The sequence below is a fragment of the Mesomycoplasma hyorhinis ATCC 17981 genome (assembly GCF_000383515.1).
Lineage (GTDB): Bacteria > Bacillota_I > Bacilli_A > Mycoplasmatales > Metamycoplasmataceae > Mesomycoplasma > Mesomycoplasma hyorhinis.
Genome location: NZ_KB911494.1, coordinates 1 through 17,168 on the forward strand (window position 1 = coordinate 1; position 17,168 = coordinate 17,168).

Annotated in this window: 11 protein-coding genes and 2 tRNA genes; 7 read left to right on the plus strand and 6 right to left on the minus strand. The window is 24.0% G+C overall.

All coding sequences use genetic code 4. The features are described from left to right. Positions 1-146: 146 nt before the first annotated feature. The 5 genes from F801_RS0102515 to ptsP form a co-directional block, all read right to left on the minus strand. Complete coding sequence (locus F801_RS0102515) at positions 147-452, minus strand: thioredoxin family protein (RefSeq protein ID WP_013302292.1); 306 nt, start codon at positions 450-452, stop codon at positions 147-149. A 53-nt stretch (positions 453-505) separates the two neighbouring features. Beyond that, positions 506-1,948, minus strand: a complete 1,443-nt coding sequence (gene proS / locus F801_RS0102520) for a proline--tRNA ligase (RefSeq protein ID WP_014335636.1) — start codon at positions 1,946-1,948, stop codon at positions 506-508. Between the two features lie 1,163 nt (positions 1,949-3,111). Beyond that, a tRNA-Gln gene (locus F801_RS0102525) sits at positions 3,112-3,186 on the minus strand. A gap of 3 nt (positions 3,187-3,189) precedes the next feature. Further along, positions 3,190-3,273 (minus strand) — tRNA-Tyr (locus F801_RS0102530). Positions 3,274-3,635: 362 nt separating this feature from the next. Then, positions 3,636-5,351 carry a phosphoenolpyruvate--protein phosphotransferase gene (gene ptsP, locus F801_RS0102535; RefSeq protein ID WP_013302297.1) on the minus strand — a complete coding sequence of 572 codons (1,716 nt, stop codon included), beginning with the start codon at positions 5,349-5,351 and terminating at the stop codon, positions 3,636-3,638. Between the two features lie 855 nt (positions 5,352-6,206). Here ptsP and rplU point away from each other — a divergent pair. Together rplU and rpmA are read left to right on the plus strand one after the other, a co-directional pair. Beyond that, entirely contained in the window at positions 6,207-6,506 is a 300-nt protein-coding gene (rplU, locus tag F801_RS0102540; protein WP_013302298.1) for a 50S ribosomal protein L21, read from the plus strand. Between the two features lie 9 nt (positions 6,507-6,515). Beyond that, positions 6,516-6,773, plus strand: a complete 258-nt coding sequence (gene rpmA / locus F801_RS0102545) for a 50S ribosomal protein L27 (protein WP_013302299.1) — start codon at positions 6,516-6,518, stop codon at positions 6,771-6,773. 92 nt (positions 6,774-6,865) lie between these two features. On the opposite strand, the gene F801_RS0102550 is transcribed toward rpmA, so the two are convergent. Then, on the minus strand, positions 6,866-7,894 hold the full coding sequence (locus F801_RS0102550) for a YhjD/YihY/BrkB family envelope integrity protein (protein WP_014582754.1): 1,029 nt from the start codon (positions 7,892-7,894) through the stop codon (positions 6,866-6,868). Positions 7,895-7,998: 104 nt separating this feature from the next. Between F801_RS0102550 and F801_RS0102555 the strand changes: the two genes are divergently transcribed. The 5 genes from F801_RS0102555 to F801_RS0102580 all read left to right on the plus strand — a co-directional run bounded on the left by F801_RS0102555 (position 7,999) and on the right by F801_RS0102580 (position 17,165). Next, positions 7,999-8,763, plus strand: coding sequence for a DNA-processing protein DprA (locus F801_RS0102555; protein WP_013302300.1), 765 nt, complete (start codon positions 7,999-8,001; stop codon positions 8,761-8,763). Then, entirely contained in the window at positions 8,756-9,070 is a 315-nt protein-coding gene (locus F801_RS0102560) for an Mbov_0395 family pilin-like conjugal transfer protein (RefSeq protein WP_014335637.1), read from the plus strand. The genes F801_RS0102555 and F801_RS0102560 overlap by 8 nt, the downstream gene beginning before the upstream one ends. Further along, on the plus strand, positions 9,070-10,308 hold the full coding sequence (locus F801_RS0102565; protein ID WP_014335638.1) for an Mbov_0396 family ICE element transmembrane protein: 1,239 nt from the start codon (positions 9,070-9,072) through the stop codon (positions 10,306-10,308). The genes F801_RS0102560 and F801_RS0102565 overlap by 1 nt, the downstream gene beginning before the upstream one ends. Next, complete coding sequence (locus F801_RS0102570) at positions 10,295-12,958, plus strand: Mbov_0397 family ICE element conjugal transfer ATPase (protein WP_014335639.1); 2,664 nt, start codon at positions 10,295-10,297, stop codon at positions 12,956-12,958. Before F801_RS0102565 ends, F801_RS0102570 begins: the two co-directional genes overlap by 14 nt. Before the next feature lie 136 nt (positions 12,959-13,094). After that, complete coding sequence (locus tag F801_RS0102580) at positions 13,095-17,165, plus strand: Mbov_0399 family ICE element protein (protein WP_020104606.1); 4,071 nt, start codon at positions 13,095-13,097, stop codon at positions 17,163-17,165. Positions 17,166-17,168: the final 3 nt, after the last annotated feature.

Consider the following 17,168-nt stretch of genomic DNA (forward strand, 5'->3'; position numbering starts at 1 on the left):
AATTAAAGATAAAATAAAATGAATGTCTCCCATTAAATTTAGGGAAACATTCATTTCAAATTATAATTAATTAAAACACTCAAAAATTTTTTCAAGAAAAGGGTATCACCTCAATTTCAAGTGTTTTTTTTATTAAAATACTTCTTTTATAAAGCTTTTTGAAGTTGATCTAAGCTTCTGTATCCAACTAATGTATTAGATAAAACTCCGTGTTTGTAAACTAATATTGTTGGAGTTCCTTGAATACCCACTTCTCTTGTATAGCTCATGTCAGCGTGGATATCTACTTTGTAAACTACAACATCCATTTTTTCAACTAATTTTTCTAAAACTGGTTCAAGCATAATGCAAGCACCGCAATTTTTTTGATGAAATACTACAAGAGCTAATTTATCTGAATTAATTGCTGGAAAAATTTGAGATTTTGTAACATCTTTAATTTTTGTTGACATATTAAAAATAACCTTTCTTTTTAATAATTAAATTATAATTTAAAAGTGAAATATTAGTAAGCTTTTGCAAAAATTACAAATCTATTTGTTGTTTTTTTGGTGAACATACATTCACTTTTAACTGATTGTAGAACATTAATAAATTCTTTATCCAAAGGTATGCATCGAGTTGTTGCGCCTGTTTCTGCTTGAATTTGTTTTTCTAGTTCTTCGTCTCCTTCAAAAGGAATAATAACGAATTTATTTTGTGCTATTTTTGTTTTAAATTCTTCATAATCAAAAGCAGTAACAATATTATTAACTAATCTTGATTTGGCTTGATTATAAAGATTGTTTTGAATTTCTTCTAGTAAAAACTCTACTTTTTCAAATACTTTTTCAACTTCTACTTGGTGTTTTTCTAAAGTATCTCTTCTTACAATTGCTACTTGATTTTTTTCTAAATCTCTTGGTCCTACTTCAATTCTTAGTGGAGTTCCTAAAACTTCTGATCTTGAAGCTTTATATCCAGGTTGATTATCTGTTGAATCAATTCTTAATGTAAATTTTATTTTTAATTTCTCAAAAATTTGTTTAGCAACAATTGAAACAATGGGATTTTTAATTGCAAAAAGTTCTAAGATATCAACTTGGATAGGAGCAATTTTTGGAGGTAAAATCACACCTCTATCATCACCGTGAGTCATTATCAATCCACCAATTAATCTTGTTGATACACCTCAAGATGTTTGATATGGATTTTCGAATTCATTTTTATCATTTTTAAAAACAATGTCAAAACTTTTAGAAAAATTTTGAGCTAAATAATGAGAAGTTCCACTTTGTAAAGCTTTTCCATCTTTCATCATTGCTTCTACAGTATAAGTTTGTTCTGCTCCTGCAAAACGTTCTCTTTCTGTTTTATTACCAATAATAACAGGAATAGCCAAGTAATTTTCTATGAAATCTTTATAGATTCCTATCATTTTTTTTGCTAATCTTTTTGCTTCTTCAGCATTAGAATGAACGGTGTGGCCTTCTTGTCATAAAAATTCTGTTGTTCTTAAAAAAGGATTTGTATTTTTTTCTCATCTAAGCACTGAAGTTCACTGATTATAAATAAGTGGTAATTGATTGTTATTAGCTAATTCCTTTTTAAAACAATCTGCAAAAAGAACTTCAGAAGTTGGCCGAACATAAAGCTCTTCTGATAATTTTTTTTCACCAGCGTGAGTGATTGTAAGAAGTTCAGGAGCAAAACCTTCCACATGACTTTTCTCTTTTGTAATAAAACTTTGGGGAATTAACAAAGGAAAATAAACGTTTTTAACATTTTCGCGTTTAAAATATTTATTTAAATTTTCTTGAATTTTTTCTCAAAGAGCAAAAGAATTAGGCTTGAAATAAATTGTTCCTTTAATTGGACCATATTCCATAAATTCAGCTTGTTTAATAACATCTACATATCACCTAGAAAAATCTTCATTTCAAGGTGTAATTTTTTCTAATTTTTTCATTTTTGTTTTCCTTTCTCTTGAAAAAAGAGTATTTAAATTATATAAAAAAAAGCAAAACTCAAAAATTAATATGAGTTTTGCTTTATAAATTTTTTAATTAAATATAAATTATTATATGAATAATTATTATAAGCTTATATAAATGGGTAAAAGTTTAAACTAATTTTTGTCTCAATTGAGATTTGTTTTATTTGTTTAGCAATATATATTAATGAATTAATTTAATAAAGTAAGAAAGAAGGAATGAACTTACATAAAAGTGATGGTTTTATCAATACGAATAAACCATATTTTTAATATAACATAATGAAAAGCATCAAAAACTATAATTTAAACATCTATTATAATGATCTTTATTAATGTTATTCTTTTTTGAAAAGGCCTTTTCAAAAAGAATAACTGATGTATATTAAAAAAGAAAGAAAATTTGTTTATTAATTAAAAGTGATTCTAATTAAAGGAGAATAAAAAATGATTGAAATTTTTTCTCTAAATTCTATAACTTTGAAGACTTAAAATCAAGAGATGGAAAATTTACTATTAAAAATATAAGGGATATAAAAGTGATAAACTAAGAAAATGACTAATTCTTGATACCAAGAATTTAAATTGTTATATAAAATGAGTTGTTTACAAAATAACAAAACAATAATATTATGAACCAGATGAAAATTTTAAAGAGCTATTGTTTGCTATTTTACTAAATGTTTATTTTTAAAAATATAAATTAAAAAAGTCACAAGTTTTATTATAAATTACCTAAAATGGATAGCAACCATTCAAACACAATTTAATTAAAACCCAATAATATGAGTTTTTAAAAGAATTTTAAGCAACTAAATGACTACTTAGATTGATCAGATCTTTGATAGTTGTTAAACAATATTTGAAACCAATAATACAAAATACAATGAACAGATAACATTAATAAAAATAATTTAAGAGTGGGCATTAATATAACTAGTTTTATTAAGATTTTATATACAAAAAACAATCCAATGCACAATTATGTAAGATATGGTTGCCTTTGGGGATTTTTTTAGAATGCATTTTAAAAACAAATTTAATCAAACTAATTTGATAAATATTTGTTTTTAAAAAAAAAATCAGTCAACTCTTAAAAAATGACTTTTAATAAAAGTTAACTGTAGTGAATTTTCATATGGCTGCCCCAGTTAGATTCGAACTAACGAATGACGGTACCAAAAACCGTTGCCTTACCGCTTGGCTATGGGGCAATATGGTGGGGGGTGAGGGATTCGAACCCCCGAATCCGAAGAAAGTGGGTTACAGCCACCCGCATTTGGCCGCTCTGCAAACCCCCCCGGTAATTGCATAAATATCTCTTATTAGTCTAATGCAATGAATATTATAGCACAAAAATAAATTTTATAAAAGTTTTTTTAAAACTGAACTGTCTTCACTTATAAAATAAGTAGCTATATAGCAGAGCTTTGTCAATTAACTATATAATAAATATATAAAAATATTTTTATAATTATAAAATAAAAATTATTTGAGCTTCTTTACATAATTAAAAAAGGTTTTTGTCAATGAGGAATAATAAATTCAAAAAACTGTTTTTTTGTTTTTAATATTGAATTTTTCTCTATTTTTTATTCGTTATTATTCTATATTTAAATTAACAATAAAAATAAAAATGCAGTTTTTCAACTGCTTTTTTTATTTATCTTTTAGGATGAATTTTTAAAATTTTTTCAACCTCTGATTGTCTATCAGCTAATTTAACTTGTTCTCAAAGATCTTTATATTTTTCATAACTTGTATTAGAAATAAGTTTTTTTACTTTCAAAATACTACTTGCTGACATAGAAAATTCATCAAGCCCCATACCTAATAAGATAGGAACTGCATAAATATCTCCAGCCATTTCTCCACACATTCCTACTCATTTATTATGTTTATGAGCTCCATCAATTGTTAATTTAATTAGCTTTAAAATTGAAGGATTTAGAGGCTGATAAAGGTGTGTTACTTTTTCATTCATTCTATCTGCTGCCATAGAATATTGAATTAAATCATTTGTTCCAATTGAAAAAAAATCAACATATTTTGCTAATTGATCAGCAATCATTGCTGCAGCTGGAATTTCAATCATAATTCCTACTTTAATATCATCTTTAACATTAACAAATTCTTGTTTTACTTCTAAAAATGTTTTATCAAAAATTGCTTTTGCTTGTAAAAATTCATCTACTGTAGCAATCATTGGAAACATAATTGCTAAATTCCCAAATTCAGAGGCCCTAATTAAAGCTCTTAATTGAGTTACAAAAACATCTATTCTATCCAAAGAAAGACGAATTGCACGATATCCTAAAAATGGATTTAATTCTTTTGCAAAATTAAAATACTTTAGAGTCTTATCGCCACCTATATCCAATGTTCTAACAACAACTTTTTTGTTATTCATTCTTTCTAAAACTGTTTTATAAACTTGAAATTGTTCTTCTTCAGTTGGTCAGTTATTGGCATCCATGTATAGAAATTCACTTCTAAATAAACCAATTTCATCTGCATTTGTGTGTAAAACTGCTTCTAAATCTTCAACATTTCCTATATTAGCAGCAATAACTACTTTTTTACCATCTTTTGAAACTGATTCTTTATTTTTATAAGTTTCTAATTCGTGCTTTAGTTTTATATATTCTTGATATTGCTTTTCATATTCTTGAATTGTGTTGTCTGATGGATTAATTACACCAATTCCAGTGTCTCCGTTAATTACTACAGTATCACCATTTTCAACTTTTTGAGTAATATCTTTTAGAGCTAAAATTGCAGGAATTTCCAAACTTCGAGCCATAATAGCTGAATGTGAAGTTCTTGATCCTATGTTAGTTAAAAATCCTTTAACATATGAATTTAATTGAGCTGTATCTGAAGGAGTTAAGTCATTAGCTACAATAATTATATCTTCAGAAATTAAACTCAAATCTAACAAATCAATATTTAATAAATTTTTAATAATACGAGTAGTTAAGTCTTTAATATCTAAAGCTCTACCTCTCATATATTCATCATCCATACTCAAAAACATTTCAATATACTTTTTAGCTACTAAATCTGTTGCGTGAACCGCATTTTCTTTTTGATTAATTAATTCAATAATTTCTTCATTAATCATTGGATCATTAGCTATTAAAATGTGCGCATCTAAAATATCTAATTCTTCTTGTTTTAATTTATTTTTTGCTTTTTCTTTAATTGTTTCAATTTGTTGAATAGATTTTTCCAAGGCTTTTTTATATAAAGCAATTTCTTTTTCTGTATCTTCAATTTTGGAATGATCAATCTTAATATCTACTTCTTCTATTTTAAAAACTTTAGCTTTGACTACACCTGAAGAAGCTCCAATTCCTTTAAATTCTAAATTTTTCATAATTTTTCTCTTTTCAAATTTTATATCTTGTAATTATAAAAGAATAAAAATAAATAAAAGTGAAAATAAAAAAATTCTAGAAAAAAAATAAAAAATTATCTTTTAAAAGTTTTAAATATTTTGGTTTTTAAAAAGCACAAAAATCATTTAACTAATTTTAATTTCTTGTTGATTTATACACAAAATCTTCAAAAAAAATTGTAAAAATAATTAACAAGGATAATTTTTTTATAAATTAAATTCAAAAAACTAATTTAAATACAATTTTTAAAACTACAAAAGTTTATTTTGCTTCATTTTTCTTCATTTTTTTACAAAATAATAAATAATTTAAGTATCAATTACTATTTTAAAATTTTATTAAATTGTTGTTGTATGCATAATTTTTACAGCTTTATTTTAAAATTAATATAAATATGATTTTTAACTAATATTTAGTAATTAGTTAAAATTCGATTTTAAAGTATAGTTTCTTCTGTAAAAATTCAAATTTATTCTATTAACTTACCAATATAAATCTCTAAATGTAAAGAAAATGAAGGTTAAAATTGTATAAAATTCTTCATTTATTTTAAAATTACTTCTCAAACTTTTTTTATTACAATATATATATATATATATAGAAGGATAAATTTTTTTAATTATTTTGATTTTGAATATAATTTTGATTCAACTAAATTTTTTTAATATCAAATATAACTTAAATTTTCAAAGTTAAACTAGCTAAAAACACTAAATCAATTTATTTTTTTAAATAATGATATATAATTTTGCTGTTACTTATTAAGTAACCATTCTAAAAAGGTATTCAAGCATAGCACCTCAAAGATGAGCCATTTTAATAAGGAGTACACCATGTTCGCAATTATTAAAACTGGTGGAAAACAACTTATTGTTAAAAAAGACCAAACTGTCTTTGTAGAAAAATTACAAGGAAAAGAAGGAGATACAGTTCGTTTCTCCGAGGTTGTTTTAATTAACAATAAAATTGGAAGTCCATTAGTTAAAAACGCATATGTTGAAGGCGTAATTGAAAAACAAGGTAAAAGCAAAAAAATTGTTGTTTACCGTCACAATGCAAAATCAACTCATAAAAGAAAATTAGGACACCGTCAACCTTATACACGTGTAAAAATAACAGAATTGAAAGGATAGTAAACTGATATGGCAAAGACCAAAGCAGGTGGTTCGACAAAAAACGGACGCGATTCCGCAGGAAGACGTCTTGGACAAAAACTTAGTGATGGACAATTCGCTACAGCAGGAGCAATTATCTTTCGTCAAAGAGGAACCAAAATTTTTCCTGGTTTCAATGTTGGAAGAGGTAATGACGACTCCCTATATTCTTTAATTGAAGGTTTTGTAAAATATGAAACTAGAAAAAAAAGAAAATACGCTTCAGTGTATAGCGAAAAAAAATAAATCCTCCAATAAAAAAGTAGCTCAAGCTACTTTTTTTTTTTTTTTTTTGTTTGTTTTGTTTTTTGTATCTATTTTAAATAATAAAGATTAATTTATAAAGTATATTCTACTTTGTACTTACTAAATCTTTTTGCTTTAAATGTTTTAGTTGAAAAAACCTGTGCATATGAATAATTAATAGTTAAAGCAAAGTAAAAAAAGTAAGAAATATAAAGACTAAATGTAGATAAATATAAAAACGAAGCCATAGAACCATATTTTTCATATTTAATATATTTATTAGATACTAGATATCCAAAAATAATTGTAAAAAAAGCTGAAGAAAGTGAAGCAATTATCCAACCAGGGACAATATCTTTAAATTTTAGTTGGAAAACTGGTAGTCATTTAAACATTAACAATCAACCAGATGTAAAGAAAAATATCAAGTAAAATGAAGAAATTATATAAAAAAGCACATCATAAACAGATTCCGAATTAATTAATGCTTGTTTTAAATACATCATAATTGGAGTTATTATTATTAAAGAAAAACTAACAAAAATAACAATTGCTATTACAATAAAAAGTGCTTTTAATTTACCATAAATTCAACTTCCTTTGTTTTTATGGTTGTAAATAGTTGATTGTGAAGCCATTAATTTTGAATAACCATTTATACTAATTCACAATGTTGAAATTGCTAAAAACAAAATACCAATATTGGATCAATTAGTATCTTTGAAAGTGACTAAAAAATCAGGCAAAGCTGTTTTGATTCCTGGAATAAATCTATTTAAAATTTCTGATTTAACAAAATTATTGAACGGTTCTGAACCATTAACTGTAAATGTAATATTTGTTAAAATCATCATTATCATAATAATTATTGGAATAAATGAAATCAAAATATAAAAAGCTTGTCCAGTTGCAATCAAAATCGAATTTGCTGATAAATTAGTTACAGAACCAGAAATTAATTCTTTATATTGTGAACTTCTTGTTTTTCAATCTGTACGTTTAAAAACACCCAAAGTAATTAATAAAATAAAGTAAACAAAAAAATACATAAATTTATCAAAGAATTTGTATTTTTTCTTTTTTACAAGTATGGATTTAATATATTTATTTTCTTTCCCCATAATGAATATTTATATATTTTAGGAAAAAAAGCCAATTTTTTATAAAAATTTTTTCTTTTATCACTTTTTGCTAATTTTTAGACATTATAAGTGAAAGGAAAAAAATGAAATCTATCTTAATTTATTTTGCCAAAAAATACAAAGGCGACTTTTATAAAATACTAAAAGCACTAAAAGAAAACGAAAGGGTAGACGATACAGATGCACAAGCTGTAATGGATGAATTAAAGCGAAAAAACATCAAAGCTTTTACTGTGCTGGATTCTGTTTATCCAGAAGTTTTTAAACATTTAAAAACTCCACCTTTTGTAATTTTTTACAAAGGAAACATCAATTTATTACAAAGTGAACTACCTAAAATTAGTTTAGTTGGTGAACAATATAATGACATTATTCAATCTTATTTAGACAAATCTTTATCAGAAGTCATTAAACGACACGTTGTTGTCACAAATGGTTACAAAGGAGTAGAAGAAAAAATTAACAATTATTTTCTTGAAAATCAAGGAAAATTGATTTTTGTATCTGCTAATGGTGTAGAAAATCCTTGAATTTCTTCACGTATTGATCAAGATAATGAAAATATTTTGATTCTTTCTGAATATCCAAATACATATGTTTCTTACAATAGATTAAAAAACAGAAACAGACTAGTTGCTGCTTTATCTAAAAATCTAATTGTTTATTCTTCTTCAAAAACAAGCGGAATCCAAAATTTAGTTAATCATTTTTTAATGATAGGTAAAGAAATATTTTGTTTTCCAGGAGATACTAATTTTGAAAATGATGGCAATGTTGAACTTATTAAACAAGGCGCTAATTTAATCACAGAAGTAAAAGATGTATACAAGGAGGTTAATTTTGAATAATTTTTTAAATATTGTTTTATTTGAAGATAATTCAACAGATATTTTAAACAGTGTAGCGACAAAAGCTAGTTCAATTGGTTATGTTATTTTATCTTCATTTAGTGGACTCGTTGCACTAATTTTAATGTTTGCACTAATTTATACAGGAATTAAAATTGCTTATTCACATGGACAAAAAAGAAAACAGTACATAATTCATATAATGATAGTTTTTGTGGTGTTTATTATAACTATTATTTTATTTTCAATAGGTATAAAATATGCAGTAGATATTTCAACTAAAGCTGCAATAAACTTAACAAATTAATGTTTGAAAAGACTTTATTTTTCCCACTTTTTGTTTTTATATGAACTATTTTTATTCAAATACCATTTTCGCTATTAAGTTTAGTTTCTAAACTTTTTGAAGTTGTTAATTTTTCATTTATTAACTTTATGCTTTTTGGAATCGAAAAAATCGAAAATTTTGATTTTAATAAGTTAAACACTTCAATTTACTTTAAATTATTTGCAATTGTTAGTTTATTTTTGTTTATTTTTATTTTATTATTTGTCTTTGTAAAATGAAGCATTCATAAAGGAATACAAAATAAAAATTACAGTTTTTTAGCTAGGTTGAAACATATAATTTCTTATTTCGTACTTCTTTTACTAACACCTATAATAATTTTTTCTGCACTTTTAGTTTTGAATAATTTCTTTGAAATTATTCTACGAAGTTTTGATGTCAAAAGTAATTTAGCAAATAATATTTTTATGAGTTTGATTCCTTATAGAATTCTTAGACCAGATTGACTTTTTCTTGCAAATCAAGAATATAGCGCACCTTCATTTGGAATGTTTTTAGCTTTTCCTGGCTCATCAGCAGTTATTTTGTTCTTTCCAGCACTTATTGGAATGTGATCTTTTAAAATAATGGCTACATCTATTGTTCGGGTATCGATGCAAACATTTCAAATGTTGGTTTTGTTTTCAGTTAGCCCAATAATTTTTTCAACAATGATCTACGATAATGGACGTAAATTTAAGATTTGAAAAAATTTATTTATAAGAAATGTTTTAACAATTATGTGTTTTGTTCTTGGTATTAAACTTTTTGAATTTTATGTTTTAATAATCAACAAATGAAATCTAAGACATTTTTACGGAATTTTTGACAAAAATATAATCACTAGCTTGTTTATCATAGGTGGTTTATTAGGAGCTACACAATTGAACAAATTAGTTTATAAATTTACTAATCAAAATTACAAACTAAAAGAACACTTTGTACAAACACAAGATGTATTTAAAAATGCAAAAAATTTTATAACAAATAAAACCGAAAATATAGCTGAAAATCAACAAAATGTAAACAACGAACAAAAAAATAAATACAAACCACAACAAACTTTACCAGAGTTAAATTTAGACTTGTTTGCAAAATATAATAATCAATTTAATGTTGAATGAAATATCGAAAATAAAGATTATAAAATTCCTAAACTTGATTTTCAAGATCATAAATTTTTCAAAATGTACAAGGAAATAAATGCTACAACCTAAATCTATCAAGAAAAATAAAATTCATATTTTTAAAAATTTTTATTTTTCAGATCTTATAGTTTGTTTTTTAATTTTTGTTATTTCAATCTCGCTTGGTTGATTCATTGTTCCAGCTTCTGTTCCTTATAGAGATTTAATTTCAATTGGAGTTATTATTGCTCTATTTGCTTTGCTTGCGATTTTGTTAATTTTTGTTCCTACTTGAAATATGCGAATTTGACAATTTTTAATTTATTTTTTAAAATATCTTTTAGAAAATAAAAAATATAAATTTAATAGTTCTTCTGCTAACTCATCAAAAATAAATATCTACAAATCTATAGATAAAAACGGAATTATCAAGTTAAAAAAGAAGAATTTGTTGTTAAAAGTTATTGAATTTGATGGTAAAAATATTTGAATTCAAAATCAAAATCAAAAACAAATTTTTTTGAATAGTTTTGTAAGTATTTTAAATATTTTAGATTTTAAAGTGAGTTTTGTCAAAACAAAGAAAAACTTTAATTATGAATCCAATATTGAATCACTAAACAATCAAATAGAAGACTTAATTAAGCATAAAGATGTAAAAAATGAAAATTATAATGTTTTTTACAACTATCTTTATAAGTCTTGAGAAGAAATTTCATCTATTAATGTGTTTGAAAGTTATGATCAATATTTCATAGTAATTTATGCAGAAAATGAAGAAAAACTACTTCAAAATGAAGAAATCATAGTAGATGAATTAAACAAATTGTTTATTACAACCAAATCACTAAATCAGCTTGAAACATTAAAATTTTTACAATCATTTATAAGCAAAACACCCAAAGAAGAAATTAGTGAAAAAGAATTTGAAAATTTAGATTCTTTATTAAAAGTTAAAAAAGCACAATTCTTTTTTAACAAATTTAAAATTGATGATGAATTTTACAAAATAAGCACTATTTCTGAATATTCACTAAATTTAAACATAGCTTGAGCTAACTCTTTTTTCAATTGCGATTCTTCATGAGTTATTTGACATTTAAATCCAATTGAAGAAAATGAATATGAAAAAATTTTAAACAAAGCCGATAATAATATCAAGACTTCTATGTCCTTTAACAACACTTCAATTTATAGAACAAAGAAGGATTTACAACAAATAGAAGCACTAAATGAAACTATGCATTTAGTAAACACTGAAGGTCAAAAACTTTTTGATTCTTCTTTATTTTTCTTAACAAAAAACGAAAATTGAAGCCAACTTAAAAAAGAATTAGATGCTAAATTATACAAAGAAATCAAACTAGAAAAATGTAAACCAAATCAACTACTTTTTAGACAAATGGATGCTTTTCAAAGTTTGCAATTCGGAGCTAATGAAAAACTAAATGAAAACGTGCAATTTGTATCAAGAAATATTTCCTATAGTTGGCCTTTTAGTTTTGAAAAAAACATTGATAAAAATTCATTTATTTTAGGTAAAAACAATCAAAAAGCAATTATTTTAGATATTTGAAAAAGAGATGAAAAACATACTAACTCTAATTGTGTCTTTTTTGGAACATCGGGCCAAGGAAAAACAAGTTCAATTAAAAAGCTCATTTTAGATAGTTATATCAAACAAAATGCTTCTGTTTTAATTTTAGATCCACAAAGAGAATATACAAGTTTTTCTTCCTTTTTAAATACTTCATTAATAGATTTGTCTTCTAATAATATGTCTTTAAATCCTTTACAAATAAGTGCATCACTTGTAGATAATCATGAAAATAACAATTTATTTTTAATCAATTCTCAAATCCAAATGTTCTTGCAATGAATCAAAATTTTAAATGGTAGTTTAGATGAAGAAAAAGAACTAATTTTAACAATGGCCATTAAAAATATGTATCAAAATTTTGGATTTTATGATCCTGATATTAATTTGTTAGAACTTACAAATAATCAATTTCCCCTAATTGATGATCTTATTTGAGAAATTAAAAATCTACAATTTAAAAACCAGCAAGAAGAAAATATATACTTTGAATCTAAAATAAAAATCAAAAACTGATTTATTACTAACTTTACAAATGATGGACTTTATCAAAAAATGTTTAATAATCACACAACAATTGATTTTTTAAATAACTTTACAATTATTGATACAAAAACCTTTGTTGAAAATAACTCAATAGAATTTGTAAATGCTTCATTTTTCTTGATTATTTTCCTAATTCAAAATAAAATTAACAAAAATTTTATTAACAATAAAAAATTTATTTTAGCAATTGATGAGCTACATAAATTCATTGATTCCAACAATTTAACAACACTTAATTTTATTTTTCAAACCACTAAAACAATAAGAAAATTTAATGGATCAATTGTTCTTTCAACCCAAAATATCAATGACTTTGCTTTATCAAAAGATTTAATTAATAAAACGCAAGCCATTTTAAAAAATATGCAATATAAATTCTTTTTGCACCTACCAGGTGATGATATTAAAATGATAAATCAAATTTTTAATCCTCTTTACAATTCAGAAAATGAAGAAACTAATTTATTAAACAAATTTGATAGCCAATTCGTTCTAAACGCAAAAAGAGGACAATTATTATTGCTTAGCTCTTTTAATGAAAAAAACTTTTTAAGAGTAAATTACAACGATTATGAAAAGGAGGTTATTTTAAATTAGAAGTCTTTGAAAAATAAAATTTTGACTGTTTTTATTTATTAGTTTAATTTGTCCTGTACTTTTTTTAAGTGCAAATATTAAAATAATTGATAACAAATCATCTACAGAATACATTCCAAGTCTGCAAACAGATTTTGTGTATAGACAAAGTCAAAGTTTTGTAAATACATTCAAATCATCTGAAATTGTAGGGGATTATAGATCGCAGTTAAATTTTAACATTCCAAATTCAGAATATTATCCGACTATCAAATATCGAAATAATACTAGTTGATGATCTAGAAAAACTGCAAATTATCCTTATGTTATTAAAGGACATACATGAAGACATTCAGGAGATGTAACAGAAATAGTTTCTGGATTATACGGAGCTAAAATTAACATAAATCATGGTTTAAAAAGATATTATGGAAATTACACTTTTACTTGAAATTTAAGAGAATATTTTGGCTCTCATGATAAACCAAAAGGTCTAGAACTTGATGATGGTTCTTTTGCTGAACTCTATTTTTATACTGTAAATGTTGATGATGTTAATGATGCATTTAGAAATGTTGACATTAATTTTGCTCTTGTAAACCGAAATGATCAAACTCCTTCTAATACTATTTTTTCTGCAGATGGAAGTTATGGAATTTATTTAAAACGCTATATTTTTCGTTCTGCACAAAACTATATTAATCAAATCAATAGAGAAATTCAAGCTAAAAAACAAAAAATTAATACTTTTACTATTAAAAATTTATATGTAGATATTCAATTTTATCTAGAAAATCCACCTTATAGACACAAAATAAATTGATTCCCAGATAATCAAAAAAATGAGTTAACTTATTTTAAATTTATAACTAAATTTGATCTTGAATACACAGCAAAGAAAAACATCACAAAACATCAAGAAAATCTTGCACAAATAAAGAAAATTAAAGACTCTTTTAAGAAAACATTTAAAAATAATTACTTAGAAATCAGCACAGATACAGGTGAGATCAACGGAATTTCCAATCTAACTGTATCTTCAAGAGACAAATCAAATAAATATTATTTTGAAAAAGCATTAAGTAATTGATGAAGTAATTTAAAACCAACTCTTAAAACTGATTTTGCCTTAAAATATGAACTTTCCTCTGTGCGTAAAAAAGATGATTACTTTGATTTATTTGTTAGTTTTCAAGAACCTGATTTTAATCAAAATGTTTACAAATATGTAATAAAAAATGTAAATATTCGATACAAAAGCACAGAATTTTTTAAATCTAAAAATTTACAAGAAAGAATCAAAATTGTTCCAGGAAAAACAATTGATAAAACTAATTTTTCTAATAAATTAGTTGATGATGTTCCAGTAAGAGAAGAAAATGATCGTCCAATTTCTCGAGAATATGGTGGAACTTGAATTTATGATTCAAATGTTAAAGTGATTTTTAACACAACATTAAAAGAAGATGAAATTTTGTATATAAATGAAGAAAAAGTTGATGTTATAAACCAAAAATTTGAATTTGATTTAAAACTAATTAACCTTGACAATCCTGCTGAAATATACAAAATTAAAGTTGTAAAATTTGATAAAGAAAATGCAAATTTTGAAAATAAAAAAATGATTGCACAATGAGAAATGATTATTAAAATTAAAAATAATCAACCCAAAATGGAAATAAAATGGTTTGGTTGACAACCTGACTCCAATCCTCAACAACGTTCTAAAATCGAAGAATATTTAAAAAATGACAAAAGTGAATTCATTTTTGATGAAATAGGTCAAAAGATGAAAAATCCTGATTATGATAAATTAATTGATCCAGCAACAGGAACAAAAAACGAACTTGTTTGAATTGATTTTTCAGCAAATTCACTTCCTAATGGAACACAATTTTTACAAGATCCTCAATCAGCAGAAGGTAATTTAATAAAAGATATTGATCTTTTTGATCTTGGAATTATAGCTCAAGCTAGTGTTATTGAAAAAGGAGCTAATTTCAAATCTTTTTCTTCTAATTCTTTATTTAGAAGATTTAAAGTTAGAAATGATATAGATAATTTTGACTTTGATTATGATCCTTTAATTTTTCCTTTATCAAGAAGAGGTCATAACTTTAAAATAAGTCAAATTGAAGAAAATTACTTCTCAAGCGAAGGAATTTGACTCTTTTCATATAAAAATCCTAGATCAATGAATTTATTTAAAATCATTTGAGTTGGAAAAAATAAAAACAACCAATTATTTTCAGAAATATTTCCAAATACTAAAATTTACAATTTTTGAGAATCTACACACGGACAACATTTAGCTGCATATCTAGGCGAAAAAGAAAATTACAATTTAGATCAGATTAAACAACTTAGTTATGATCAAGTAATTTTAAAATGAAAAGATTATATTAATGATTTTATTTGAAATAATCAAGATAGAACAACTTATAAAAATAAACAAATATTTTCAATAAATACTGAAGAAGTAGCTAACACTATTAAACAAATCCAAAAGAAAAATCAAGCAAAAAGAAACATTTCCAATTCCAACACAAGCAGCAGCAATGCTAGTCAATCCAATAATGATCAACAAAATTCTGCAAATTCTAGTGTAAATAATTCAAATGACGCAAATTCGAATAATGTAGAACATAATGAATTTGCGAACAATGAAATATTAAATACTGAAGATTCTACTTGAACTCAAGAAGAGAAGAAAAAGTTATTAAACAATATTATTATCAATAACAAAAATACAGATAATCAAGAAATAAAAATTATTGAAGATTTTGAAATACCTGGACTTTATGAAATTCAAATTTCTAATTCAAAAGAATTGAACGTAAATGATGGAAACTTTCAAAATGAATTTATTACTTTAGACTCTCCTTTGGATTCAGAAGCAAAAGAAAATAAAGAAGAAATTATTCCTCATGTAGATATAAAAGCAATAAAAAACTTAGCTCAAAAAACAACTTTTCAAAAATTCGTCTACAATGACATAGAAAAATTTATTCTTTTTGAAAACAAAGATAAAACAAATTGAAATATAAAATATGATTCAAAATTCTTACTTTTTGTATTTAGCCTAAGACCTGAATTTAAAAATGGCTTTTACATTGAACCCAAAAATAAATTGATAAAAGTTGACTTACATTTTCAAGAAGAAACAAAAGTTTCAAATCAAGATAGTAATAAAAACAACATTTTTGACAACTTTAACTTAACTCAATTAAATATTAATGGTTTATTTTCAAAAGATGAAATACTTTCATTTTTAGAAAAAAATATTCAAGAACAAATTAACACTGATTTTGAACTAGATAAAGATTATTTCATCGAAAATAAAGAAATAAAACTCAATGAAATCGAAGAAGTTCTTGTAAAAGACAAAAATTTTTTAAACAACTGAGTCTATTTAAAAGTAAAAGATGCTCAAAATGCATCCAATTTTAAAGTTATTAAAGCGGTAAATAAAGTTGAAAATCAATACTATCAAAATCAAGAATTAGATTTAAAAACTATCCAATTAAAAGATTTAATTATTGATTATGAACAAACAAAAGAATATCAATTTTTAACAATTATTAAAGATTCTTTAATCTCACAACTAATTGATTTTAAATTAGTTTTAGAAACAGATTTAAACTTTAAACATCTTGAAACTTCTCTTGAAATGTTAAAAACTTTTAAAAATGAATTTGTAAAATTTGTGCTTTACTCACAACAGTTAAATATTAAAAATGAGTTGATTTTTAAAGTAAAATTAATTAATTTCAATGACAAAGCAAAACTAGATTTTGCAAAAATAATAATTGATGATTTATCAATTACACAAAATTCAGAAGATAAAATTATTGAAGAAATTAGAAAATGAGTTAGTTCAAAATTAAAATCTTTCAACTTAGAACTTGATAAAGATTATTATGTTTCTTCTTTAAAAGAAAAAGACTTTTTAGCTACATTATTAAAAGAAAAAGATGCTAAAAATGTACTAAATATCAAATTAGAAGCTAAACCAGACAGCAAAAAACTTAAAGGAGAAACACAGTTTTATGTCTTTAACAAAATAACTAATTTATCTAATGTAGAACAAATTAAAATTAATAATCAAGATAATAAACAAAATAATCTTGTTTGAATCATACCTCTTTCTATAATAATTAGTCCAGTTGCTATCTTTGTGATTTTAAAACTATTTAGAAAATACTTGTCAGCCAAAAGATTTAAATAATGT